Source organism: Bradyrhizobium genosp. L (genome assembly GCF_015624485.1).
GTDB lineage: Bacteria > Pseudomonadota > Alphaproteobacteria > Rhizobiales > Xanthobacteraceae > Bradyrhizobium.
The window spans coordinates 4,191,141-4,213,036 of record NZ_CP061378.1 but is presented as its reverse complement, the minus strand read 5'-3'; the positions used below and the strand labels follow the sequence as shown (position 1 = coordinate 4,213,036).

The following is a 21,896-nucleotide window of genomic DNA, read 5'->3' as shown; positions in this document are numbered from 1 at the left end:
ACCACCAGGACACACCTCACGGCTGGCCTGAGCCCGAATTGGTAGACCATCTTTCTGGGCTTGTCACCATTTTCGGCAACGATTGTTCAAATTTCGAGCAGTTTGCGAAATGATTGGGATGATGCCACCGCCAGTTGCAGGTGCGGTCCCGAAATCGCGCTGTGGGGTAAGGGGATACGGCGGATGCGAACGTCCGTGGCGCAACCGCCACGACGGGGCAATTCCTGCCGTTGGAATAGACAGAAGCCGAACGGTGTCTCGACTTCCAAGGTCTGTGGTGATTAGTTCCTCTGCGGATGGGTTTTGCGATGCGCCGGCGGCTGAAGAATTTCCTGCCAATCGTCCTGGTTGCCCTGTTGGTGCAGATTTTCGCACCGATCGGTGCCTGCTGGGCGATGAGCCTCGCTTTGTCCGATCCGCTGGCCGTAGCCAGCATCTGCCACGGCGCAAACCCCGGAAGTGGACAAGACGACCAGACCGGGCACCAGGCCCACGATGGCTGCTGCGCCGCCTGCAGCGTGTTGCAGACCGGTGCGCCGCTCGACGCCCCGCAAGCCTTAGCAGCCGCCGTCGAACGCGTCCCGGGCGCGATCGTCTGGCACGGCTTCGCTTCACGCCTCGACCGGTCGCATGCCGGCTCCCACGCGCAGGCCCGCGGCCCGCCATCCTTGTCCTGACGACGTCTCTCGCGGCCGGAGCGCGCCTTGCGCATCGGCCAGTGCCCTTGAGCAAGCCGGCCGAACAGCCGGTGTCAGGATTCACCCATGTTCCGTTATCATGCCGTCGGTGGCATGAGCGTTGTTGCCATCCAGGCTGCGCTGCTGGCGTCCGCCGAGATCGCCCATGCCCAGGGTGGCGAGCAGAAACTGCCGCCGGTCACCGTCGAAGCGCCGCCGCCGAAGCCGGCCGCCCACAAGCCTGCCAAACCGATGGCCGTGGCCCGGCATCGGACCGCGCCGGTCGCGGCGCCCCGGCAGAACCGGCCGGTCGTCGTCGTCACCACGGAGCGGGCGGGCACCAATGCCGCGCTTGGGACGCCGCCCGCGGTGGCCCGGTTCCAGCTGCCGCAACGGTCCTACAGCGTCACCTCGAAGCAGATCGACGAGACCATCAACCTCAAGGACCCCGAGGACGCCGTCAAATACATGCCGAGCCTGTTCGTGCGGAAGCGCAACGACGGCGACAACATGGCGGTGCTGGCGACCCGCAGCTGGGGCGTCAATTCCAGTGCGCGAACGCTGATCTATTACGACGACCTGCTGGTCTCGGCGCTGATCGGCAACAACAACACCTCGGCGTCGCCGAAATGGAACCTGATCTCGCCGGAGGCGATCGGCCGGATCGACTTCCTCAACGGCCCGTTCGCAGCCGCCTATCCCGGCAACTCGATCGGCGGCGTGCTGCTGATCTCCTCGAAAATGCCGGACAAGCCGTTCGCAGTGGCCAAGGAGACGGTCTCGGTGATGCCGTGGAGCCAGTACGGTACCAAGGACGTCTATCCGACCAGCCAGGCCAGCGCCGCGGCGGGCAATCGCGATGGCAAGCTATCGTGGCTGGTCACCGCCAACCATCTCGACAGCTATCAGCAGCCGCTGACGTACACGACGAACGGCAGCATCCCCGCGGGCACCACTGGCGCGTTCGCAGCTAAGAACAAGGTCGGGCAGGAGGCCGACGTCGTCGGCACCGGCATCCTCGCGCATTCGCAGCAGACCTCTGCCAATCTCCGTCTCGCTTACGACGTGTCGCCGCCGGTGCAGGCGACCTATTCGCTCGGCGTCTGGAACAACCATCAGGTCTCCGATCCGCAGACCTATCTGCGCTCGACGGCCACCGGCGCGCCGACCTTCGCCGGCATCTCGGGCTTCGCCACCGGCAAGTACATCTGGGACCAGACCCATCTCAGCAACGCGGTCTCGCTGAAGAGCGACACCAAGGGCGTCTACGATTTCGACATCTCGGCCTCGAGCTACAACTACCTTCAGGACACCCAACTCAATCCGTTCACGGTCGCGGCCTCCGGGATCGGCTATTCGCCGAACGGCAAGATCACTCGGATGGACGGCACCAACTGGCAGAACGCCGACGCCAAGGGCATCTGGCGGCCGTTCGGCTTCGACGGCCCGCAGGAGATCAGTTTTGGTCTCCACGGCGATCGCTACGAGCTGCAAAATCCGGTCTATGCATCCTCGGTCTGGAATGCGACGTCATCGACCGGTACGGGCGCGTTGTATTCGACCGGTGTCGGCGAGACGCGCACCGGCGCGCTATGGCTGCAGGATGCCTGGAAGCTCACGCCGAATCTCAAGCTGACGCTGGGCGGTCGCCTGGAGAGCTGGCAGGCGCTCGACGGTTACAATCTCAACACCACGACCACGAGCGCGGGGGTCATCACCTCGACCGCCGCGGTCAACCAGCCCAGTCTCAACGCGACGAACTTCTCGCCGAAGGTATCGGTGTCGTTCGATCCGAACAAGGACTGGAACATCACGGCGAACTTCGGCGAGGCCTATCGCTATCCGACCGTGACCGAGCTCTATCAGAACGTCACGGTCGGCGGCGTCGCCACCTTCGCCAACCCATTCCTCAAGCCGGAGCAGGATTTTACCGGCGAGTTGAACATCGAGCGCAAATGGACCGACGGCCGCGTTCGCCTGACGCTGTTCTCGGAGCGAACCAACGATGCGATCATCTCGCAGACCAATTCTGTGACCAATCCGGTCACCGGCGCGCAAACACCGACCACGGTCGTCAGCAATGTCGATGCGATCCAGATGCAGGGAGTTGAGTTGTCGGCCGAGAAGGACAATGTGCTCGTCACCGGTCTGCAACTGTTCGGCAGCGTCACTTACGTCGATTCGAAAATCCTGGCCGATGCGAGCTGGACCGGACGCGATCCGCTGACAAATGTGCCGACCACCGTGGTCGGCAAGCGCGTGCCCTACGTGCCGGACTGGCGCGCCAAGCTTGGCATGACCTATCGGCCGAACGAGAGCTGGGCGTACACGGTCGCGGCGCGTTACAGCGGCAAGCAATATTCGACGCTGGACAACACCGATCGCATTTCCCACGTCTATGGCGCGTTCGACAATTTCTTCGTCGTCGACATGAAGGTCCACTACAACGCGACCAAGAATTTCGCGTTCGATTTCGGCATCGATAACCTCTTCAACGAGCAATACTTCCTGTTCCACCCGTTCCCGGGCCGAACCTTCGTTCTGGCCGGGAAATACACCTTCTGAATGGCGGGCGTCCGCACCAACAAAAGGAGCATCAATCATGAAAAACACACTGGCCGGACTTGCTGCGATCGTTGCCCTCATGCTGGCCGCGCCTGCAGTGGCGCAAGAGGTCAAGGCCGGCGACCTCGTGATCACGCAGGCCTGGACCCGCGCCACGCCGAACGGCGCCAAGATCGGCGGCGGCTACCTGACGATCGAGAACAAGGGGACGGCGCCGGATCGGCTGGTCGGCGGCTCGGCCGATGCTGCCGGCAAAGTCGAGGTCCACGAGATGTCGATGGACAACGGCGTGATGAAGATGCGCGCGCTCGACAAGGGCCTCACCATCGAGCCCGGCAAGACCGTGAAGCTCGCACCCGGCGGCTACCACCTGATGATGTTCGACCTGAAGAACCCGCTGAAGCAGGGCGACAAGGTGCCGGTCACGCTGGAGTTCGAGAAGGCCGGCAAGGTCGCGGTCTCGCTCGACGTGCAGGCGGTCGGCGCGCAGGCTCCCGGCGGGGACGACCATTCCGGCCACATGATGATGAAGAAGATGTGAGGCCGACGATGAAACGCATGCTCCTCGCTGGCGCCATCGCAGTCGTCGCGACGTCGCCGGCTATCGCCCACGTCACCCTGGAAGGAAAGCAGGCGACCATTGGCGCGTCCTACAAGGCCGTATTCGCGGTGCCGCATGGCTGTGCCGGCTCGGCGACCATCAAGCTTCGCGTGCAGATCCCGGACGGCGTGATCGCGGTGAAGCCGATGCCGAAGGCGGGCTGGAACGTCGAGTCCATCACCGGCAAATATGCCACCGAGTATGAGTATCACGGCCGCAAGTTCTCCGAGGGAGTCAAGGAGGTGGCCTGGAGCGGCGGCAAGCTCATCGACCAGAACTACGACGAGTTCGTGATGCATACCTTCCTCACCGACGCGCTGAAGCCGAACACCACGCTGTATTTCCCGGTCGTCCAGGAATGCGAGCAGGGCGTCAGCCGCTGGATCGAGATTCCAGCCGACGGAGAGGGCGGTCACGACCATGGCAGCAAGTGGCCCGCGCCGGGCGTCAAGCTGCTGCCGAAGTCGTAAGACCGTGCGGCTGGTCGCAAGATCTGTCGTTGCAAGTCTCGCCGCGTTGCTCGTGGCGCTGTGCCTTGCGACCGCAGCGCATGCGCATGCGGTGCTGATCGGCGCCGAGCCGGCCGACGGCAGCGTGTTGAAGCAGGCGCCGAAAACGTTGGTGCTCCGCTTCAACGAGGCGGTGGCGCCGACCGCGGTCAGCCTGCTCGACGCCAAAGGCAAGCCGCGCGACGTTGCGGTCAAGGCCATCGATCAGTCGGTGCTGGTGACGCTGCCGGCCGATCTGCCTGAGGGGACGCAGGTGGTCAGCTATCGCATCGTGTCGCAGGATGGCCACCCCGTCGCGGGCTCGCTGCTGTTCTCGATCGGCGTCGTCACCGGCTCGGCGGTGCCGGCCGGCGATGACACGGTCGACATACTGGTCTGGCTGGCGCGGATCTGTGTCTATCTCGGGCTGTTTGCCGGCGTCGGCGGCGTGTTCTTCGCGGCCTGGATCTCGCACGGGCCGGCAGGGGAGCGGCTGATCATGTGGTCGCTCCTGATCGGCATGATCGGCGCGATCGCCTCGCTCGGCCTGCAGGGCATCGAGTTGTTGAACCTGCCGCCGTCGGGCGTCCTGACATGGGCTGCGTGGGCCAGCGCGATGGGCACCAGCCTGTTTCCGGCCTTGTTGCTCGCGATCGCAGCGATGCTGATCGCGGCGATTGCCTGGCGCAGCCCGTCGGTCGGCGCGTCCTGGCGACGCACTGCGCTCGCGATGGTCTGTGTCGGGCTGTCATTTGCAATCAGCGGCCATGCCGCAACCGCCGAGCCGCAATGGCTGACCCAGCCCGCGCTGTTCATCCATGGCGTTGGCCTGGCTTACTGGATCGGCGCGCTCGCGCCGCTGGCCGTCCTGGCCTGGCAGCGCAAGGATTCGCTCTCGCGTGTGCTCCGGAGATTCTCGACACTAGCGGTGCCGGTCGTCGCGTTGATCGTGCTGTCCGGCCTGGCGCTTGCCGTCGTTCAGCTCGAAAGCCTTCACGCGCTGATCGATACCAGCTACGGCAACATCCTGGTGGCCAAACTCGTGCTGGTGTCGCTGCTGTTGGGGCTGGCTGCGCTCAATCGATGGGTGTTCACGCCAGCGGTCGCGCGCGAATTGCACCGGACGCGACCGCTGCAGCGCTCGATCGCGCTTGAATTCGTGCTCATGATCGCCATCCTCGGCCTCGTTGCGCTCTGGCGTTTCACGCCGCCGCCGCGCGCGCTGGCGATGTCGTCGGACGTTCCGCTCGCCGTCCACATCCACACCGATGCTGCGATGTTCCAGGTGCTGATCGGGCCCGGCAAGGTCGGCCAGAACGATTTCACGCTGCAATTGATGAACGGCGATGCCAGCCCGTTCGCCGCCAAGGAGGCGACATTGACGTTGACCCTGCCGGATCGCGGCATCGAGCCGATGGAACGCAGCGCCACGCTCGGTCCCGACGGCTATTGGCACCTGCACAAGGTGCCGCTGCCGTTCCCCGGCCGCTGGCACATGCAGATCGATGCCCTGGTGACCGATTTCAAGAAAGTGACATTGGAGGACGATTTCGAGATCAGATGAGCCGACGCCTCTGTGATGTCGGGCGCAATGCGCCGGGATGGCTGAAATTCGCCTGATTTGACGGGTTTTTCAGTCGTGCTGGCCTTGTATTTTCGCACCCGATCCGGTTTCACTGCAGCGCTTCCCAGGCTCCCACTGATTCTCCGAGTAAGCCCATGCGATTGTCGCGGTTTTTCCTGCCCATCCTGAAAGAGAACCCGAAAGAGGCGGAGATCGTCTCGCATCGGCTGATGCTGCGCGCGGGCATGATGCGGCAGGAGGCGGCCGGCATCTATGCCTGGCTGCCGCTCGGCTTCCGGGTGCTGAAGAAGATCGAGCAGATCGTCCGCGAGGAGCAGGACCGCGCCGGCGCGCTCGAGCTTCTGATGCCGACCTTGCAGCTCGCCGATCTCTGGCGCGAGAGCGGCCGCTACGATGCCTATGGTCCCGAGATGCTGCGGATCGCCGACCGTCACAAGCGTGAGCTGCTGTACGGGCCGACCAACGAGGAGATGATCACCGAGATCTTCCGGGCCTACGTCAAGTCGTACAAGAACCTGCCGCTCAATCTCTACCACATCCAGTGGAAATTCCGCGACGAGCAGCGTCCGCGTTTCGGCGTGATGCGCGGCCGCGAATTCCTGATGAAGGACGCCTATTCGTTCGATCTCGACGAGGCCGCCGCGCGGCGCTCCTACAACAAGATGTTCGTCGCTTACCTGCGCACCTTCGCGCGGATGGGATTGAAGGCGATCCCGATGCGCGCCGAGACCGGCCCGATCGGCGGCGATCTCAGCCATGAATTCATCGTGCTGGCGGAGACCGGCGAGTCCGGCGTCTACATCAACCGCGATGTGCTCGATCTGCCGGTGCCGGGCGAGGACGTCGACTATGACGGCGACCTGACCCCGATCATCAAGCAATGGACCTCGGTCTATGCAGCGACCGAAGACGTCCACGATGGCGCGCGCTTCGAGCAGGAGGTGCCCGAGGCCAAGCGGCTCAACACCCGCGGCATCGAGGTCGGCCAGATCTTCTATTTCGGCACCAAATATTCCGACACCATGAAGGCGCTGGTGGCGGGCCCCGACGGCGTCGACGTGCCGATCCATGGCGGCTCCTACGGCGTCGGCGTATCGCGCCTGGTCGGCGCGATCATCGAGGCCTGTCACGACGACGCCGGCATCAAATGGCCGGAGGCGGTGGCGCCGTTCCGCGTCGCGATCCTCAATCTCAAGCAGGGCGATGCCGCGGTCGATGCGGCCTGCGAGGCACTCTATCGCGACCTGAGCGCGAAGGGCGTCGACGTGCTCTATGACGACACCGACCAGCGCGCCGGCGCGAAGTTCGCAGCCGCCGACCTGATCGGCATTCCCTGGCAGATCCTGGTCGGCCCGAAGGGGCTTGCGGACGGCAAGGTCGAGGTCAAGCGCCGCAGCGACGGCTCGCGCGACAACATGACCCCTGCTGACGTGGTCGCGAAACTGGCGAACTAAAGTTTATTCACCACGCGCTGATCCGCAGGGTAATGCGGCCACATTTGCCCCGAATCATGGGATTATCGACAGATGGATGAGACCATGAGCGAGCCAGCCCGTACCCCGCCGTTTGCGGCCTTCGAATGGCTGTTGTCCGGACGCTATCTGCGCGCACGCCGCAAGGAAGGCTTCATCTCGGTCATCGCCGGCTTTTCGTTCCTCGGCATCATGCTCGGTGTCGCCACGCTGATTGTGGTGATGGCGGTCATGAATGGCTTCCGCAAGGAGCTGCTCGACAAGATCCTCGGTCTCAACGGGCATCTGCTGGTGCAGCCGCTGGAATCGCCGCTCACCGACTGGAAGGACGTCGCCGACCGCATCAGCCAGGTCCCCGGTATCCGGCTGGCGGCGCCTGTGGTCGACGGGCAGGGGCTCGGCTCCTCGCCGTTCAACGCGGCCGGCGTGTTCATCCGCGGCATCCGCGCCGACGACCTCAACAACCTCACCTCGATCGCCAACAACATCAAGCAGGGCACGCTGGAAGGATTTGACGAGGGGCAGGGCGTCGCCATCGGCCGAAGGCTTGCCGACCAGCTCTCGCTGCATGCCGGCGACATGATCACGCTGGTCTCGCCCAAGGGCGCGGTGACGCCGATGGGCACCACGCCGCGGATCAAGCCCTACAAGATCACTGCGGTGTTCGAGATCGGCATGTCGGAATACGATTCGACCTTCGTGTTCATGCCGCTCGCCGAAGCGCAGGCCTATTTCAACCGCAACAACGACGTCTCCTCGATCGAGGTGTTCACCACCAACCCCGACAAGATCGACACCTACCGCAAGCTGGTGACGGAGGCGGCGGGGCGACCGGTGTTCCTGGTCGACTGGCGACAGCGCAATTCGACCTTCTTCAACGCGTTGCAGGTCGAGCGCAACGTCATGTTCCTGATCCTGACCATGATCGTGCTGGTCGCAGCCCTCAACATCGTCTCGGGCCTGATCATGCTGGTGAAGGACAAGGGGCAGGACATCGCGATCCTGCGCACCATGGGCGCGTCGCAAGGCTCGATCATGCGCATCTTCCTGATCACCGGCGCATCGATCGGCGTGGTCGGTACGCTGGTCGGCCTCCTGGTCGGGTTGACGATCTGCTTCAACATCGAATCGATCCGGCAATTCGTGTCCTGGGTCACCAATACCGAGGTGTTCGATCCGACGCTCTACTTCCTGTCCAAGCTGCCGGCCGAGATCGATTTCGGCGAGACGCTGGCCGTGGTGATCATGGCCCTGACGCTGTCCTTCCTCGCGACGCTCTACCCGTCGTGGCGCGCCGCGCGCCTCGATCCGGTCGATGCGCTCCGGTACGAGTGAGGGACCGATGGCGGAGGGGGCGGAAGATGTACCGGTCATCTATCTCCATGACATCAAGCGGGAGTACAGGCAGGGCGAAGCGACGCTGACGATCCTGAACGGCGCCAAGCTCGCGCTGTGGCCCGGACAATCGGTGGCGCTGGTGGCGCCGTCCGGATCGGGCAAGTCGACGCTGCTGCACATCGCGGGGTTGCTGGAAAGCCCCGATGACGGCGAGGTCTATGTCGCGGGAACGCCGACCTCGCAATTATCGGACACCGATCGCACCCAGATCAGGCGCTCCGACATCGGCTTCGTCTACCAACAGCACCGCCTGCTGCCGGAATTCACCGCGCTCGAGAACGTCATGCTGCCGCAGATGATCCGCGGCCTGAAGCGCTCCGAGACCGTGAAGCGGGCGACCGAAATCCTGGCCTATCTCGGGCTCGGCGACCGCATCACCCATCGCCCCTCCGAGCTCTCCGGCGGCGAGCAGCAGCGCGTCGCGATCGCGCGCGCGGTGGCCAACGCGCCGCGGGCGCTGCTCGCGGACGAGCCGACCGGCAATCTCGATCCCGCCACCGCCGACCACGTCTTCAGCGCGCTGATGCAGCTCGTGAAGGCAACGCGGGTCGCAATGCTGATCGCGACCCACAACATGGATCTCGCCGCGCGGATGGATCGCCGGGTGTCGCTGTCGAACGGCCAGGTTGTCGAGCTGGATTAGGCCGCATTCACGATCTGCCTTCAGTAGGCAGGGCGGTGCCGCCTGGCCGGCTTCCCCGGATGAGCGGGAGACGGTCCGGCGTAATAGGGATTATCGATGCACATCGCGCCGAGGCCCGATGCCGATGCCTGGCACTGCGCCATCGACGTGTAACCGCAGTCGGTATCTTCGCCGCCCCAGCGGTAGTTGCGTTTGCAGACCGGCGAGGTCGAATCATACTTCTGGGCGTTCGCCGGCGCGCTCACCAGGATGCCAAGGGCCACCGTGGCCAGAAACAGGCTGCGCATCGCGTATCTCCCGGTCGATCGCCTGCGGCCGCAGGGCGCTCTGCCAAAATATCGAAAAACAACCCCATGCAAAGGTGCCGCTGCGGGTGGCCGGCCTTCGACACGGCAACTTGACACGTCGGGCAACTCAGCAGTACTCTTCCATTATTCCGAAATCGTCAAGTGCGGCGCCTTGGGCGGGCCATATGCAACCGCCCTGTGGTCGAACACGCGCGTCCGCAGTTCGGCCGTCAATTGTTGAAGAACAGCCCGAGGAAATTGCCCTCATCGCGCCGGCGCGGAGGGATGTGGAGATAGGAGCGGGGATTATCGTCGCCGACATAATAGGGGTTGGCGATGCAGTGCTGCCCGATGCCCGATGCGGTGGCCAGGCACGCCTCATATGAAGGATACGCGCAGTTGCTGAGACCGGGATAGCGGTCGCCCTGAATGCAGAACGGGTAGCGCACGCCGACGGCATGTGCGGGAACCGTGCCGAGAGCTGCCAGCGTAACCACGGACGCCGCAGCAAGAATCATTGTCCGCATGTGCATTTCCTTTGCTGCGAAGACCAGTTTCGGCACTGATCCAAATCGGACAAGCGGGTTCCCGTCAACACGATCACGCGCAATTGTACACGCGGATTTGAATTGTGAAATTTGTGCGGCAATGGTGTGGCGGAAAATTCAAAAAGTGCCTGTAACACAGCATTAACTTAAAATTTGAACGGAGTCGTTTGGACCTGTCTGTTGCAGCGAGGTTACAGCAATTCCGACCGGGGCTGCTATGAGCTTGGTCTCGCGGCCTTGGGGGCCAGTAGAAAAAGTTGGAACGGGAAAATGAAAAAGATTTTGTTCGCTACGGCTAGCCTGATCGCGCTGGGCGCGGTTGCTCCGGCTTCCGCGGCTGATCTCGCGGCTCGCCCTTACACCAAGGCGCCGCCGATGATTCAGACGGCCTATGACTGGAGCGGGTTCTACATCGGTATCAACGGCGGTTGGGGCTCCAGCCACAACAGCTGGACCAACAACGCGATCGGTGGCGTTCCGTTCGCGCCGGCCGGCGAAGGCAGCCACGATGCGGATGGCGGCACGGTCGGTGGTCAGGTCGGCTACCGCTGGCAGTCCGGCAACTGGGTGTTCGGCCTCGAAGCTCAGGGCAACTGGGCTGACTTCAAGGGCTCCAACACCAGCGCGGTGTTCCTGCTGAACAACCGCACCAAGATGGACGCCTTCGGCCTGTTCACCGGCCAGGTCGGCTACGCCTGGAACACCACCTTGCTCTACGTCAAGGGCGGTGCTGCGGTCACCGATAACCGTTACCAGGGCATCTCCTTTGCCGGCGCGCTGGTCGACAGCGCTTCCGACACCCGCTGGGGTGGCACGGTCGGCGTCGGTCTGGAATGGGCGTTCGCTCAGAACTGGTCGGCTGCGGTCGAATACGACCATCTGTTCATGGACTCGCAGAGCTACACCCTGGTCACCCCGGCCGGCGTCAACAGCCGCACCGACAGCATCAAGCAGGATGCGGACCTCGTCACGGTTCGTCTGAACTACAAGTTCGGCGGCCCGATCATCGCGAAGTACTGATCGCTCGCTTAACGTCCCAAGCGACATCGAAAGCCCCGGGCCTTGGCCCGGGGCTTTTTCGTTGGGCTCGTCTGTTGCGGCACGCGGGTTAACCATCGGTCCCGATCGTCGCGGCGCGGTCTTTGGGTGCGCTTGACTCCTAGAACAAAAAAGGAACAATGTTCTGCATACGTTCCAGTTCAAGGGAGGCGGCCATGTTGAAGGTTTTCGTGGAAGAGGCGGCAGCACTGGCATCGATCACGCTGTTCGTCGGGATGATCGCGGTGTGGGCCCAGCTGTTCAGCCAGTTCTGAAATGTGCGAACAGGACCATGGGCATAGGCCGCCCGTAGGTCACCCTGGGGATAAGCAGGACGACCCGCCGCCATGCCGCGTTCGGCGTGGACTTGGCAGGGGGCAGGCCTCACGATGAGGCAAGCGAGTCGGGTCTGAAGCATGCGGGCTTCCGGTCATGCCGCTCGCGCCATCCCTGACGCAGAGTTTCCCCGAGCAGCCATGTCGAATCCCGGATTCGTCCACCTTCACGTTCATTCGGCCTATTCGCTGCTGAAGGGCTCGATCAAGATCGCCAAGCTCGGCGAGCTCGCCAAGGCCGACCGCCAGCCGGCGCTGGCGCTGACCGACACCGACAACATGTTCGGTGCGCTGGAATTCTCCGACAAGATGGCGGGCTACGGCATCCAGCCGATCGTCGGCTGCGAGCTTGCGGTGGATTTCGGCGACGTCGATCCCAACGCCCGCAGCATCCTGGCGGCGGGGCCCTCGCGCATCGTGCTGCTGGCGGCGCGCGAGCGTGGCTATCGCAGCCTGATGCGGTTGAACTCGCGGGCGTTCCTGGAAACGCCGGTCAACCAAACCCCGCACATCAAGTTCGAGTGGCTCACCGATGACGCCGAGGACCTGATTGCGCTGACCGGCGGACCCGACGGGCCGATCGCGCTGGCGCTGCGCGCCGATCAGGCCGCGCTGGCGGCGACGCGCTGCGATCGTTTGGCCGGCCTGTTCGGCGATCGGCTCTACGTCGAATTGCAGCGCCACAACGTGGACAAGGAACGGCGCACCGAATCGGGCCTGATCGATCTCGCCTACGCCAAAGGGCTGCCGCTGGTTGCGACCAACGAGCCGTATTTCGCCTCCAACGACGACTATGAATCGCACGATGCGCTGCTGTGCATCGCCGGCGGCCATCTGATCGCCGAGACCGAGCGCGAGCAGCTGACGCCGGATCACCGCTTCAAGACCCGCGCCGAGATGGCGGTGCTGTTCGCCGATATTCCGGAAGCGCTGGCCTCGACGGTGGAGATTGCGGAACGCTGCTCGTTCCGGCCGAAGACGCGCAAGCCGATCCTGCCGTTCTTCACCGTCGGTGCCGCGCAGAGCTCGGATGCCGCCGCCGACGAGGCCGCCGAGCTGAAGCGCCAGGCCGAGGAAGGGCTGGCGAACCGGCTCAAGGTGCACGGGCTGTCGCCGGGAATGACCGAGGAGGACTACGCCAAACGGCTCGCCTTCGAGCTCGACGTCATCACCCGCATGAAATATGCGGGCTACTTCCTGATCGTCTCGGACTTCATCAAATGGGCCAAAGCGCAGGGCATTCCGGTCGGCCCGGGCCGCGGCTCCGGCGCGGGATCGCTGGTCGCCTGGGTGCTCACCATCACCGACCTCGATCCGATGCGCTTTGCGCTGCTGTTCGAACGCTTCCTCAATCCCGAGCGCGTCTCGATGCCGGACTTCGACATCGACTTCTGCCAGGATCGCCGCGGCGAGGTGATCCAGTATGTGCAGCAGCGCTACGGCCGCGACCAGGTGGCGCAGATCATCACCTTCGGTACGTTGCAGGCGCGCGGCGTGCTGCGCGACGTCGGCCGTGTGCTGCAAATGCCCTATGGGCAGGTCGACAAGCTGACCAAGCTGGTGCCGCAGAACCCGGCCGCGCCGGTGACACTGGCGCAGGCGATCGAAGGCGAGCCCAAGCTGCAGGCGTTCCGCGACGAGGATCCGGTGGTGGCGCGCGCCTTCGACATCGCGCAGCGCCTGGAAGGCCTGACCCGGCACGCGTCGACGCACGCGGCCGGCATCGTGATCGGCGACCGTCCGCTGAGCGAACTGGTGCCGATGTACCGCGATCCGAAATCGGACATGCCGGTGACCCAGTTCAACATGAAGTGGGTCGAGCCCGCGGGCCTCGTCAAGTTCGACTTCCTCGGCCTGAAGACGCTGACGGTGCTCGACGTCGCGGTCAAGCTGCTCAAGCAGCGCGACGTCCATGTCGACCTCGCCACGCTGCCGATCGAAGATCCGGCAAGCTACCAGATGCTGGCGCGCGGCGATGTGGTCGGCGTGTTCCAGGTGGAAAGCCAGGGCATGCGGCGCGCGCTGATCGACATGCGGCCGGACCGTTTCGAGGACATCATCGCGCTGGTGGCGCTGTATCGCCCGGGCCCGATGGCCAACATCCCGACCTATTGCGCGCGCAAGCACGGCGACGAGGAGCCGGAATATCTACATCCGATCCTGGAGCCGATCCTGAAGGAGACCTTCGGCGTCATCATCTACCAGGAACAGGTGATGCAGATCGCGCAGGTGATGGCCGGCTATTCGCTCGGCGACGCCGACCTGCTGCGCCGCGCGATGGGCAAGAAGATCCGCGCCGAGATGGACAAGCAGCGCGATATCTTCGTCGCCGGCGCGACCAAGAACGGCGTGCCGAAGGCGCAGGCGGAGACGATCTTCGAGCTGCTTGCCAAATTCGCCGACTACGGCTTCAATAAGAGCCATGCGGCGGCCTACGCGCTGGTCTCGTTCCACACCGCCTACATGAAGGCACATTACCCGGTCGAGTTCCTGGCGGCGTCGATGACGCTCGAACTCAACAATACCGACAAGCTGTCAGAATTCCGCGCCGAGGCGCAGCGGCTCGGCATCAAGGTCGAGGCCCCGAACATCAACCGCTCGGGGGCGACCTTCGAGGTCAGCGAGAACACGATCTACTATGCGCTCGCCGCGCTGAAGGGCGTCGGCATCCAGGCCGTGGAGCAGATCATCGAGGAGCGCAAGAAGGGCGCCTTCACCTCGCTCGCCGATTTCGCCGCGCGCGTCAGCCCGCGCGCCATCAACAAGCGGATCATCGAGAGCCTCGCCGCCGCGGGCGCTTTCGACACGCTCGATTCCAATCGTGCACGGGTGTTCGCCGGCGCCGATGCGATCCTCGCCGCCTGCCAGCGCAGCCACGAGGCCGCCACGTCGGGCCAGAACGACATGTTCGGCAGCGCGCCGGATGCGCCGAGCATCGTGCTGCCGCAGGTCGAGCCGTGGCTGCCCGCGGACCGGCTGCGCCGCGAATACGACGCGATCGGCTTCTTCCTGTCCGGCCATCCGCTCGACGACTACGCCACCGCGCTGAAGCGGCTGCGCGTGCAGTCGTGGGCGGATTTCTCTCGCGCGGTGAAGACCGGCGCGACCGCGGGCAAGGTCGCGGCGACCGTGGTGTCGCGCATGGAGCGGCGCACCAAGACCGGCAACAAGATGGGCATCATGGGCCTGTCGGATCCGACCGGCCATTTCGAGGCGGTGCTGTTCTCCGAGGGGCTCGCGCAATATCGCGACGTGCTGGAGCCAGGCGCTGCCGTGCTGCTCCAGCTCGGCGCCGAGCTGCAGGGCGAGGACGTGCGGGCGAGGGTGCTGCACGCCGAGCCGCTCGATCACGCCGCGGCCAAGACGCAAAAGGGCCTTCGCATCTTCGTGCGCGACACCAAGCCGCTCGATTCGATCGCCCGCCGCCTCAACATGCCGGACGCCGCGCCCGCGCCTGGCGGCGGCGGGAGGATGCCGGCGGCCATGAAGCCCGCGCCCACGACCGCGCCGGTTGCGGGCGCCGATGGCGACGTGTCGCTGGTGATGATGCTCGATCTCGAAACCGAGGTGGAGATGAAGCTGCCTGGCCGCTACAAGGTCTCGCCGCAGATCGCCGGCGCGATCAAGGCGGTGGCCGGCGTCGTCGACGTGCAGACGCTGTAGGGCAGGTGCCGGATTGGCCTGGATTCGGGCCGTTTTGGCCGGAATTCCGCGGTTCAGGTCGGCGAAACCGGCCTTATTTCCTTGCTTCTGGCGCAAATCGCGCTATATACCGCGCCATCTCACACGGAAACATGGCTCTCAAAGGCCGTCCGGTGGCAACCGGGCCAGTCGGCTCGTTTGCTCACACGTTTCCGGAGGAACCAACCGGAGAATCATCGACTATGGCGCTACCCGACTTCAACATGCGTCAGCTTTTGGAAGCTGGCGTTCACTTTGGTCACCAGTCTCACCGCTGGAACCCGAAGATGCAGAATTACATCTTCGGCGCCCGCAACAACATCCACATCATCGACCTCGCGCAGACCGTGCCGATGCTGCACACCGCGCTGAAGGCGGTCAGCGATACCGTCGCCAAGGGCGGCCGCATCCTGTTCGTCGGCACCAAGCGTTCGGCGCAGGACGGCGTTGCCGACGCGGCCAAGCGCTCGGCGCAGTACTTCGTCAACTCGCGCTGGCTCGGCGGCACGCTGACCAACTGGAAGACGATCTCCGCCTCGATCAAGCGTCTGCGTCACCTCGACGAGGTGCTCGCTTCGGGCGATGCCTCCTCCTACACCAAGAAGGAGCGGCTGACCTTGCAGCGCGAGCGCGACAAGCTCGATCGCTCGCTCGGCGGCATCAAGGACATGGGCGGCTTGCCCGACATGATCTTCGTGATCGACACCAACAAAGAAGACATCGCGATCCAGGAAGCGACCCGGCTCAACATCCCGGTCGCCGCGATCGTCGACACCAACTCGGACCCCAAGGGCATCACCTATGTGGTGCCGGGCAATGACGATGCCGGCCGTGCGATCTCGCTGTATTGCGACCTCGTGGCGCGCGCCGCCATCGACGGCATCTCGCGCGCCCAGGGCGATTCCGGCATCGACGTCGGTGCGTCCACGGCTCCCGTGCCGGAAGAGCTGCCGGCGGCTGCGCCGTCGGGCTTCCAGGGCCTGGCCGGTCCGCGCGGCACCGCCGACAACCTCAAGAAGCTCACCGGCGTGTCCGGTACGATCGAGAAGAAGCTCAACGACCTCGGCATCTTCCACTACTGGCAGCTCGCCGAGCTCGACCACGACACCGCGCACAAGATCGGCGAAGAAGTCGGTCTGCCGAGCCGCGCCGACGCCTGGGTCGCCCAAGCCAAGACGCTGGCCGAAGCGGAATAAAGGTTACGCGGCGTGGCCGGATCCGATCCGGCCGCCGCTTCCATTCCACGAACAACGATTTCCCTGTCGCTGATGGCGGCGCCCACGGGCGCGCGGTTTCTTGACAGGCAAGAAGGGCATTGAACGATGGCAACGATCTCTGCAGCGATGGTCAAGGAGCTCCGCGAGTCGACCGGCGCGGGCATGATGGATTGCAAGGCGGCGCTGACCGAAACCAGTGGCGACATGACGGCCGCGCAGGATTGGCTGCGCAAGAAAGGCCTCTCCAAGGCCGCCAAGAAGGCTGGTCGCGTCGCGGCCGAGGGCCTGATCGGCGCGCTGACCCACGGCAACAAGGGCGTGCTGGTCGAGGTCAATTCGGAGACCGATTTCGTCGCGCGCAACGAGCAGTTCCAGGGCCTGGTCAAGATGATCGCCCAGGTCGCGCTGAAGCACGGCGCCGACGTCGAGACCATCAAGGCCTCCAAGGTCGGCGAGTTCACGGTGGAGCGGGCGATCTCGGACGCGATCGCGACCATCGGCGAGAACATGTCGCTGCGCCGCGCCGCTTCGCTCGCGGTCAGCAACGGCGTGGTGTCGAGCTATGTCCATAACGCGGTCATCGACGGCGCCGGCAAGATCGGCGTGATCGTGGCGCTGGAGTCCACTGGCAAGACCGACGAGCTCGCGGTGCTCGGCCGCCAGCTCGCCATGCACGTCGCCGCCGCCAAGCCGCTGGCGCTCGATCCGGCCGGCCTCGATCCGGAGACCGTCAAGCGCGAGAAGGACGTGCTGGCCGACAAGTACCGTCAGGCCGGCAAGCCCGAGAACGTCATCGAGAAGATCGTCGATTCCGGCCTGAAGACCTACTACAAAGAGGTCTGCTTGCTCGATCAGGCCTTCATCCACGACAGCGGCAAGTCCGTTGCCCAGGCCGTGAAGGAAGCTGAGGGTAAGGTCGGCGGTCCGATCAAGATCGCGGGCTTCGTGAACTATGCTCTCGGCGAGGGAATCGAGAAGCAGGAAAGCGACTTCGCCGCCGAAGTCGCTGCCGCCAGCGGCAAGAAGTAACCGCTGTTGAGATCAGGCCTCTGGCGTGCGCCAGAGGCTTGCCTGCGCGAGATGAGAAAGCGATCGCATCATGGCTGAGCCGGTCTATCGTCGCGTGGTGATCAAGCTGTCCGGCGAATACCTGGCCGGCTCCCACGCTTTCGGTATCGACCAGCCGACCATCGACCGCATCGCCGACGACCTGATCGCGGCGCAAAAGCTCGGCATCGAGGTCGCCGTGGTGATCGGCGGCGGCAACATCGTCCGCGGCGTCGAAGTGTCCTCGCGCGGCGTGTCGCGGCCGACCGGCGACACTATGGGCATGCTCGCCACCATGATGAACTGCCTGGCGCTGGAGGCGGCGATCGAGCGCAAGGGGACGCCGGCGCGAACGCTGTCGGCGTTCGTGATGCCGGAGATTTCCGAGCTGTTCACCCGCACTGCGGCGCACAAATATCTTGCCGAGGGACGGATCGTGCTGCTCGGCGGTGGAACCGGTAATCCGTTCTTCACCACCGACACCACCGCGGTGCTGCGCGCGGCCGAGATCGGCGCGGAGGCGGTGCTGAAGGCCACCAATGTCGACGGCGTCTACAGCGCCGATCCGAAGAAGGACCCCAAGGCCAAGCGCTTCGACCGCCTGACCCATTCGCAGGCGATCGAGGGCGGCTACAAGGTCATGGACGCGACCGCTTTCGCGCTTGCCCGCGAGACGTCGCTGCCTATCATCGTGTTCTCGATCGCGGAGCCCGGTTCGATCGGAGCCATCCTGCGCGGGTCCGGACACGGCACGGTTGTCGCCGGCTGATTGCAGCGCCTCCGGGCGCAGCTACCCGGCTTCTTGAGAAGGGAGAACGTCATGGCCGCACCAGGTTTTGACATCAACGAAGTGAAGCGCCGCATGCAGGGCGCCACCCAGTCGCTGAAGCACGAGCTCGGCGGCCTGCGCACCGGCCGTGCCGCCGCCTCCATGCTGGAGCCGGTCCAGGTCGAGGCCTACGGCTCGCATATGCCGCTCAACCAGGTTGCGACCATCAGCGTGCCCGAGCCGCGGCTGCTCTCGGTCCAGGTCTGGGACAAGTCGATGGTGAAGGCGGTCGAGAAGGCGATTGTCGATTCCAATCTCGGCCTGTCGCCGGCGACCGAAGGGACGGTGCTGCGCCTGCGGATTCCAGAGCTCAACGCGGACCGCCGCAAGGAACTCGTCAAGGTCGCACATAAATACGCGGAAGCGGCCAAGGTCGCGGTGCGCCACGTGCGCCGCGACGGCCTCGACATCATCAAGAAGCTCGAGAAGAATCACGAGATCTCCGAAGACGATCAGGAGCGCCTCTCCAACGAGGTGCAGAAGGCGACCGACGGCGTGATCACTGAGATCGATCAGCTGCTGGCCGCCAAGGAAAAGGAAATCCTGACCGTCTGAGACGCCAGGAACACACCATGTCAAATGCCGCCGCCCCCGCAACCGACGGACCGGATCGCTCCGGCAGTCCGTTGCATGTGGCTGTTATCATGGACGGAAACGGACGTTGGGCCGCAGCGCGCGGACTGCCGCGCGCCGAGGGTCATCGCCGCGGCGTCGAGGCGCTGCGGCGTGTGGTGCGCGCGGCCAATGAGCTCGGCGTGCTCTATCTGACGATCTTCTCGTTCAGCTCGGAGAACTGGTCGCGGCCTGCGACCGAGATCGGCGACCTGTTCGGCCTGTTGCGCCGCTTCATCCGCAACGATCTGGCGACGCTGCACCGCGACGGGGTGCGGGTGCGCGTGATCGGCGAGCGCGACGGGCTCGAGCCCGACATCTGCGCGCTGCTCAACGAGGCCGAGGAGCTGACCAGGGCCAACACCAAGCTCAATCTCGTCGTCGCCTTCAATTACGGCTCGCGGGCCGAGATCGCCTCGGCCGCGCGCCGGCTTGCGCGCGAGGTCGCCGAAGGCAAGCGCGATCCCGACACGATCGACGCCGATACGCTCGGTCACTATCTCGATGCGCCCGACATTCCCGATCCCGATCTGATCATCCGCACCAGCGGCGAGCAGCGGCTGTCGAACTTCCTGATGTGGCAGGCCGCCTACAGCGAATTGGTGTTCGTGCCGATCCACTGGCCGGATTTCGACAAGGCGGCACTTGAAAGCGCGATCGCCGAGTATAGCCGGCGCGAGCGCCGGTTCGGCGGCCTCGCCGCGAAAACCGGCTCGTGACCGAGGGCGAAGCCGCGCCGGCGGCAGCGCAAGCCGCGCCCGAGGCAGCGCAAGCCGCGCCTGAGGCAGCGGAAGCCGCGCCTGAAGCCGCAAGCGAGCAGGGCGCGCGCAGCAATCTGGTGATGCGCGTGGTGGCCGCGCTGGTGCTGGCGCCGCTTGCGATCGCACTGGCTTATGCGGGCGGCATCGCCTGGTCGCTGCTGGTGATGGTGGCGGCGATCGGATTGTTCGCGGAATGGCTGATGATCACGGGGCTCGCGCGCGAGCTTCGTGTCGTGGTGCCGGGCGTTGTCGCGCTGCTGCTCGCCGGTGCCTGCCTGATGGCCGGGCGGATCGATGCGGCGCTCGTCGTTGCCGCGATCGGAGCGGTCGCGGTGGCGCTGACGTCCGGGCAGCAGCGGAACTGGGCTGTTGCGGGATTGCTCTATGCCGCGGGCGCCGAGATCGCCTCGGTCCTGGTGCGCCTCGATGCGGCCAAGGGATTTGCCGCGCTGATGTTCGTGCTGCTGGTGGTCTGGGTCACCGATATCGGCGGCTACTTCGCCGGCCGCAGCATCGGTGGCCCAAAACTCTGGGTGCGGATCTCACCGAAGAAGACCTGGGCCGGTGCGATCGGCGGCTTCGTGGCGAGCCTGCTCGTGGCGCTTGGCTTTGCCGCCTTCGAGATCGGCTCGACCGGGCCGCTGCTTGTGCTCGGCGCCGTGCTGTCGGTGGTCTCGCAGCTCGGCGATCTCTTCGAATCCGCCGTCAAGCGACGGTTCGGGGTGAAGGATTCGAGTCACATCATTCCCGGCCATGGCGGCGTCCTGGACCGCCTGGACGGATTTGTCGCAGCCGTCATTGTGGCGGCGATTTTCGGCTTCCTGCGCGGCGGTGCCGATGGCGTCGGGCGCGGTCTTATGGTTTGGTGATCAGATGAGCGCAGTTCCATTGCGTAGCAACAAGGCCGCGGCCTCAGCCGTGCGGTCCGTGACGGTCCTCGGTGCCACCGGCTCGATCGGCGACAGCACCATGGACCTACTGCGCGGTGCGCGGGAGCGCTATCGCGTCGAGGCGCTGACCGCGAACAGCAATGTCGCAGCGCTTGCCAAGCTTGCCAGGGAATTCGGCGCCCGTTTTGCCGCGATTGCCGATCCGGCGAAGCTGTCCGAATTGAAGGATGCGCTGGCCGGCACCCGCACCGAATGCGGGGCAGGCGAGAGCGCGATCATCGAAGCCGCGGCGCGGCCGGCGGACTGGGTGATGGCCGCAGTCAGCGGCGCCGCCGGACTGAAGCCTGCGCTTGCCGCGGTCGATCGCGGCGCCACGGTTGCCCTAGCCAACAAGGAGTGCCTGGTCTGCGCCGGGGATTTCTTCATGGAGCGCGCCAAGAAGGCGGGGGCCTGCATCCTGCCGGCGGACTCCGAGCACAATGCGCTGTTCCAGGCGCTGAGCTCAGGCAACCGCGAAGAGCTGGTGCGGGTGATCATCACCGCCTCCGGCGGCCCGTTCCGCACCTGGGCGCCCGCCGATATCGAGCAGGCGACCCTGGAGCAGGCGCTGAAGCATCCGAACTGGAGCATGGGGCAGAAGATCACGATCGATTCCGCCTCGATGATGAACAAGGGTCTCGAGGTGATCGAGGCGTCCTATCTGTTCGCGCTGGCGCCCGACGAGATCGACGTGCTGGTGCACCCGCAATCGATCGTCCACGGCATGGTCGAGTTCTCCGATCGCTCGGTGGTGGCGCAGCTTGGCACGCCCGACATGCGGATTCCGATCGCCCATTGCCTCGGCTGGCCCGACCGTATCGTCGGCCCGTCGGCCAAGCTCGATCTCGCCAAGATCGGGCAGCTCACCTTCGAGGCGCCGGATTTCGCCCGCTTCCCCGCGCTGCGGCTGGCCTACGATGCGCTGCGCACCGGCAATGGCGCGACCACGGTCTACAACGCCGCGAACGAAATCGCGGTCGCGGCGTTTATCGCCGGCAAGATCAAGTTCGGCGCGATCGCCCGCCTGGTCGAGGCGACGATGAACGATTGGATCCGGTCGGGGAATCAGGCACCGCTGGAATCGGCGGACGAGACGATTTCCGTTGACCATAAAGCGCGAAATGTTGCTGCCGCCCTATTGCCTCAAATTGCCTTAAAGGCAACCTAGAGGGTTGGGGACGGA

Annotated in this window: 19 protein-coding genes; 17 read left to right on the top strand and 2 right to left on the bottom strand. The window is 64.9% G+C overall.

What is annotated here, in order from left to right:
- Positions 1-308: 308 nt before the first annotated feature.
- The 8 genes from IC762_RS19870 (at position 309) to IC762_RS19835 (ending at position 9,429) form a co-directional block, all read left to right on the top strand.
- The gene (locus IC762_RS19870; RefSeq protein WP_195783952.1) at positions 309-677 is read left to right on the top strand and encodes a DUF2946 family protein; all 369 of its coding nucleotides are present in this window, start codon (positions 309-311) and stop codon (positions 675-677) included.
- Positions 678-764: 87 nt separating this feature from the next.
- Entirely contained in the window at positions 765-3,242 is a 2,478-nt protein-coding gene (locus IC762_RS19865; protein WP_195783951.1) for a TonB-dependent receptor, read from the top strand.
- Between the two features lie 37 nt (positions 3,243-3,279).
- Entirely contained in the window at positions 3,280-3,783 is a 504-nt protein-coding gene (locus tag IC762_RS19860; protein WP_195783950.1) for a copper chaperone PCu(A)C, read from the top strand.
- 8 nt (positions 3,784-3,791) lie between these two features.
- The gene (locus tag IC762_RS19855; protein ID WP_195783949.1) at positions 3,792-4,313 is read left to right on the top strand and encodes a YcnI family copper-binding membrane protein; all 522 of its coding nucleotides are present in this window, start codon (positions 3,792-3,794) and stop codon (positions 4,311-4,313) included.
- A gap of 4 nt (positions 4,314-4,317) precedes the next feature.
- A complete protein-coding gene (locus IC762_RS19850) occupies positions 4,318-5,895 on the top strand; it encodes a copper resistance CopC/CopD family protein (protein WP_246801101.1) in 1,578 nt (525 codons plus the stop codon).
- A gap of 155 nt (positions 5,896-6,050) precedes the next feature.
- Positions 6,051-7,370, top strand: coding sequence for a proline--tRNA ligase (gene proS / locus IC762_RS19845; RefSeq protein ID WP_195783947.1), 1,320 nt, complete (start codon positions 6,051-6,053; stop codon positions 7,368-7,370).
- A 72-nt stretch (positions 7,371-7,442) separates the two neighbouring features.
- A complete protein-coding gene (locus tag IC762_RS19840; protein ID WP_195783946.1) occupies positions 7,443-8,723 on the top strand; it encodes a lipoprotein-releasing ABC transporter permease subunit in 1,281 nt (426 codons plus the stop codon).
- A 7-nt stretch (positions 8,724-8,730) separates the two neighbouring features.
- Positions 8,731-9,429: an ABC transporter ATP-binding protein gene (locus tag IC762_RS19835; protein ID WP_195783945.1), complete on the top strand. Its 699-nt coding sequence runs from the start codon at positions 8,731-8,733 to the stop codon at positions 9,427-9,429.
- 20 nt (positions 9,430-9,449) lie between these two features.
- Here the strand turns inward: IC762_RS19835 and IC762_RS19830 are convergent, their stop codons facing one another.
- Together IC762_RS19830 and IC762_RS19825 are read right to left on the bottom strand one after the other, a co-directional pair.
- Entirely contained in the window at positions 9,450-9,716 is a 267-nt protein-coding gene (locus IC762_RS19830; RefSeq protein ID WP_195783944.1) for a DUF3551 domain-containing protein, read from the bottom strand.
- A 230-nt stretch (positions 9,717-9,946) separates the two neighbouring features.
- Complete coding sequence (locus IC762_RS19825) at positions 9,947-10,243, bottom strand: DUF3551 domain-containing protein (protein WP_246801099.1); 297 nt, start codon at positions 10,241-10,243, stop codon at positions 9,947-9,949.
- A gap of 291 nt (positions 10,244-10,534) precedes the next feature.
- Here IC762_RS19825 and IC762_RS19820 point away from each other — a divergent pair, with 291 nt between their 5' ends.
- The 9 genes from IC762_RS19820 (at position 10,535) to dxr (ending at position 21,881) form a co-directional block, all read left to right on the top strand.
- Entirely contained in the window at positions 10,535-11,284 is a 750-nt protein-coding gene (locus IC762_RS19820; protein ID WP_195783943.1) for an outer membrane protein, read from the top strand.
- Positions 11,285-11,778: 494 nt separating this feature from the next.
- Positions 11,779-15,300, top strand: coding sequence for a DNA polymerase III subunit alpha (gene dnaE / locus IC762_RS19815; protein WP_195783942.1), 3,522 nt, complete (start codon positions 11,779-11,781; stop codon positions 15,298-15,300).
- A gap of 221 nt (positions 15,301-15,521) precedes the next feature.
- Entirely contained in the window at positions 15,522-16,514 is a 993-nt protein-coding gene (locus tag IC762_RS19810; RefSeq protein ID WP_195783941.1) for a 30S ribosomal protein S2, read from the top strand.
- Between the two features lie 126 nt (positions 16,515-16,640).
- Positions 16,641-17,564: a translation elongation factor Ts gene (gene tsf, locus IC762_RS19805; protein ID WP_195783940.1), complete on the top strand. Its 924-nt coding sequence runs from the start codon at positions 16,641-16,643 to the stop codon at positions 17,562-17,564.
- Between the two features lie 70 nt (positions 17,565-17,634).
- Positions 17,635-18,351, top strand: coding sequence for a UMP kinase (gene pyrH, locus IC762_RS19800; RefSeq protein ID WP_195783939.1), 717 nt, complete (start codon positions 17,635-17,637; stop codon positions 18,349-18,351).
- A gap of 51 nt (positions 18,352-18,402) precedes the next feature.
- Positions 18,403-18,966 carry a ribosome recycling factor gene (frr, locus tag IC762_RS19795; RefSeq protein ID WP_195783938.1) on the top strand — a complete coding sequence of 188 codons (564 nt, stop codon included), beginning with the start codon at positions 18,403-18,405 and terminating at the stop codon, positions 18,964-18,966.
- A 17-nt stretch (positions 18,967-18,983) separates the two neighbouring features.
- Positions 18,984-19,742: an isoprenyl transferase gene (locus IC762_RS19790; protein WP_195783937.1), complete on the top strand. Its 759-nt coding sequence runs from the start codon at positions 18,984-18,986 to the stop codon at positions 19,740-19,742.
- A 122-nt stretch (positions 19,743-19,864) separates the two neighbouring features.
- A complete protein-coding gene (locus IC762_RS19785; RefSeq protein ID WP_195790202.1) occupies positions 19,865-20,653 on the top strand; it encodes a phosphatidate cytidylyltransferase in 789 nt (262 codons plus the stop codon).
- 4 nt (positions 20,654-20,657) lie between these two features.
- Positions 20,658-21,881 (top strand): 1-deoxy-D-xylulose-5-phosphate reductoisomerase, encoded by a 1,224-nt coding sequence (gene dxr, locus IC762_RS19780; RefSeq protein WP_195783936.1) that lies wholly within the window; start codon positions 20,658-20,660, stop codon positions 21,879-21,881.
- The last annotated feature ends 15 nt before the right edge of the window (positions 21,882-21,896 follow it).

What these genes read in the sequence shown, in the direction of transcription:
- IC762_RS19870 (WP_195783952.1), top strand. Translation starts at nt 309, where the DNA reads ATGCGCCGGCGGCTGAAGAATTTCCTGCCAATCGTCCTGGTTGCCCTG.
- IC762_RS19865 (WP_195783951.1), top strand. Translation starts at nt 765, where the DNA reads ATGTTCCGTTATCATGCCGTCGGTGGCATGAGCGTTGTTGCCATCCAG.
- IC762_RS19860 (WP_195783950.1), top strand. Translation starts at nt 3,280, where the DNA reads ATGAAAAACACACTGGCCGGACTTGCTGCGATCGTTGCCCTCATGCTG.
- IC762_RS19855 (WP_195783949.1), top strand. Translation starts at nt 3,792, where the DNA reads ATGAAACGCATGCTCCTCGCTGGCGCCATCGCAGTCGTCGCGACGTCG.
- proS (WP_195783947.1), top strand. Translation starts at nt 6,051, where the DNA reads ATGCGATTGTCGCGGTTTTTCCTGCCCATCCTGAAAGAGAACCCGAAA.
- IC762_RS19840 (WP_195783946.1), top strand. Translation starts at nt 7,443, where the DNA reads ATGGATGAGACCATGAGCGAGCCAGCCCGTACCCCGCCGTTTGCGGCC.
- IC762_RS19835 (WP_195783945.1), top strand. Translation starts at nt 8,731, where the DNA reads ATGGCGGAGGGGGCGGAAGATGTACCGGTCATCTATCTCCATGACATC.
- IC762_RS19830 (WP_195783944.1), bottom strand. Translation starts at nt 9,716, where the DNA reads ATGCGCAGCCTGTTTCTGGCCACGGTGGCCCTTGGCATCCTGGTGAGC.
- IC762_RS19825 (WP_246801099.1), bottom strand. Translation starts at nt 10,243, where the DNA reads ATGCGGACAATGATTCTTGCTGCGGCGTCCGTGGTTACGCTGGCAGCT.
- IC762_RS19820 (WP_195783943.1), top strand. Translation starts at nt 10,535, where the DNA reads ATGAAAAAGATTTTGTTCGCTACGGCTAGCCTGATCGCGCTGGGCGCG.
- dnaE (WP_195783942.1), top strand. Translation starts at nt 11,779, where the DNA reads ATGTCGAATCCCGGATTCGTCCACCTTCACGTTCATTCGGCCTATTCG.
- IC762_RS19810 (WP_195783941.1), top strand. Translation starts at nt 15,522, where the DNA reads ATGGCGCTACCCGACTTCAACATGCGTCAGCTTTTGGAAGCTGGCGTT.
- tsf (WP_195783940.1), top strand. Translation starts at nt 16,641, where the DNA reads ATGGCAACGATCTCTGCAGCGATGGTCAAGGAGCTCCGCGAGTCGACC.
- pyrH (WP_195783939.1), top strand. Translation starts at nt 17,635, where the DNA reads ATGGCTGAGCCGGTCTATCGTCGCGTGGTGATCAAGCTGTCCGGCGAA.
- frr (WP_195783938.1), top strand. Translation starts at nt 18,403, where the DNA reads ATGGCCGCACCAGGTTTTGACATCAACGAAGTGAAGCGCCGCATGCAG.
- IC762_RS19790 (WP_195783937.1), top strand. Translation starts at nt 18,984, where the DNA reads ATGTCAAATGCCGCCGCCCCCGCAACCGACGGACCGGATCGCTCCGGC.
- IC762_RS19785 (WP_195790202.1), top strand. Translation starts at nt 19,865, where the DNA reads ATGCGCGTGGTGGCCGCGCTGGTGCTGGCGCCGCTTGCGATCGCACTG.
- dxr (WP_195783936.1), top strand. Translation starts at nt 20,658, where the DNA reads ATGAGCGCAGTTCCATTGCGTAGCAACAAGGCCGCGGCCTCAGCCGTG.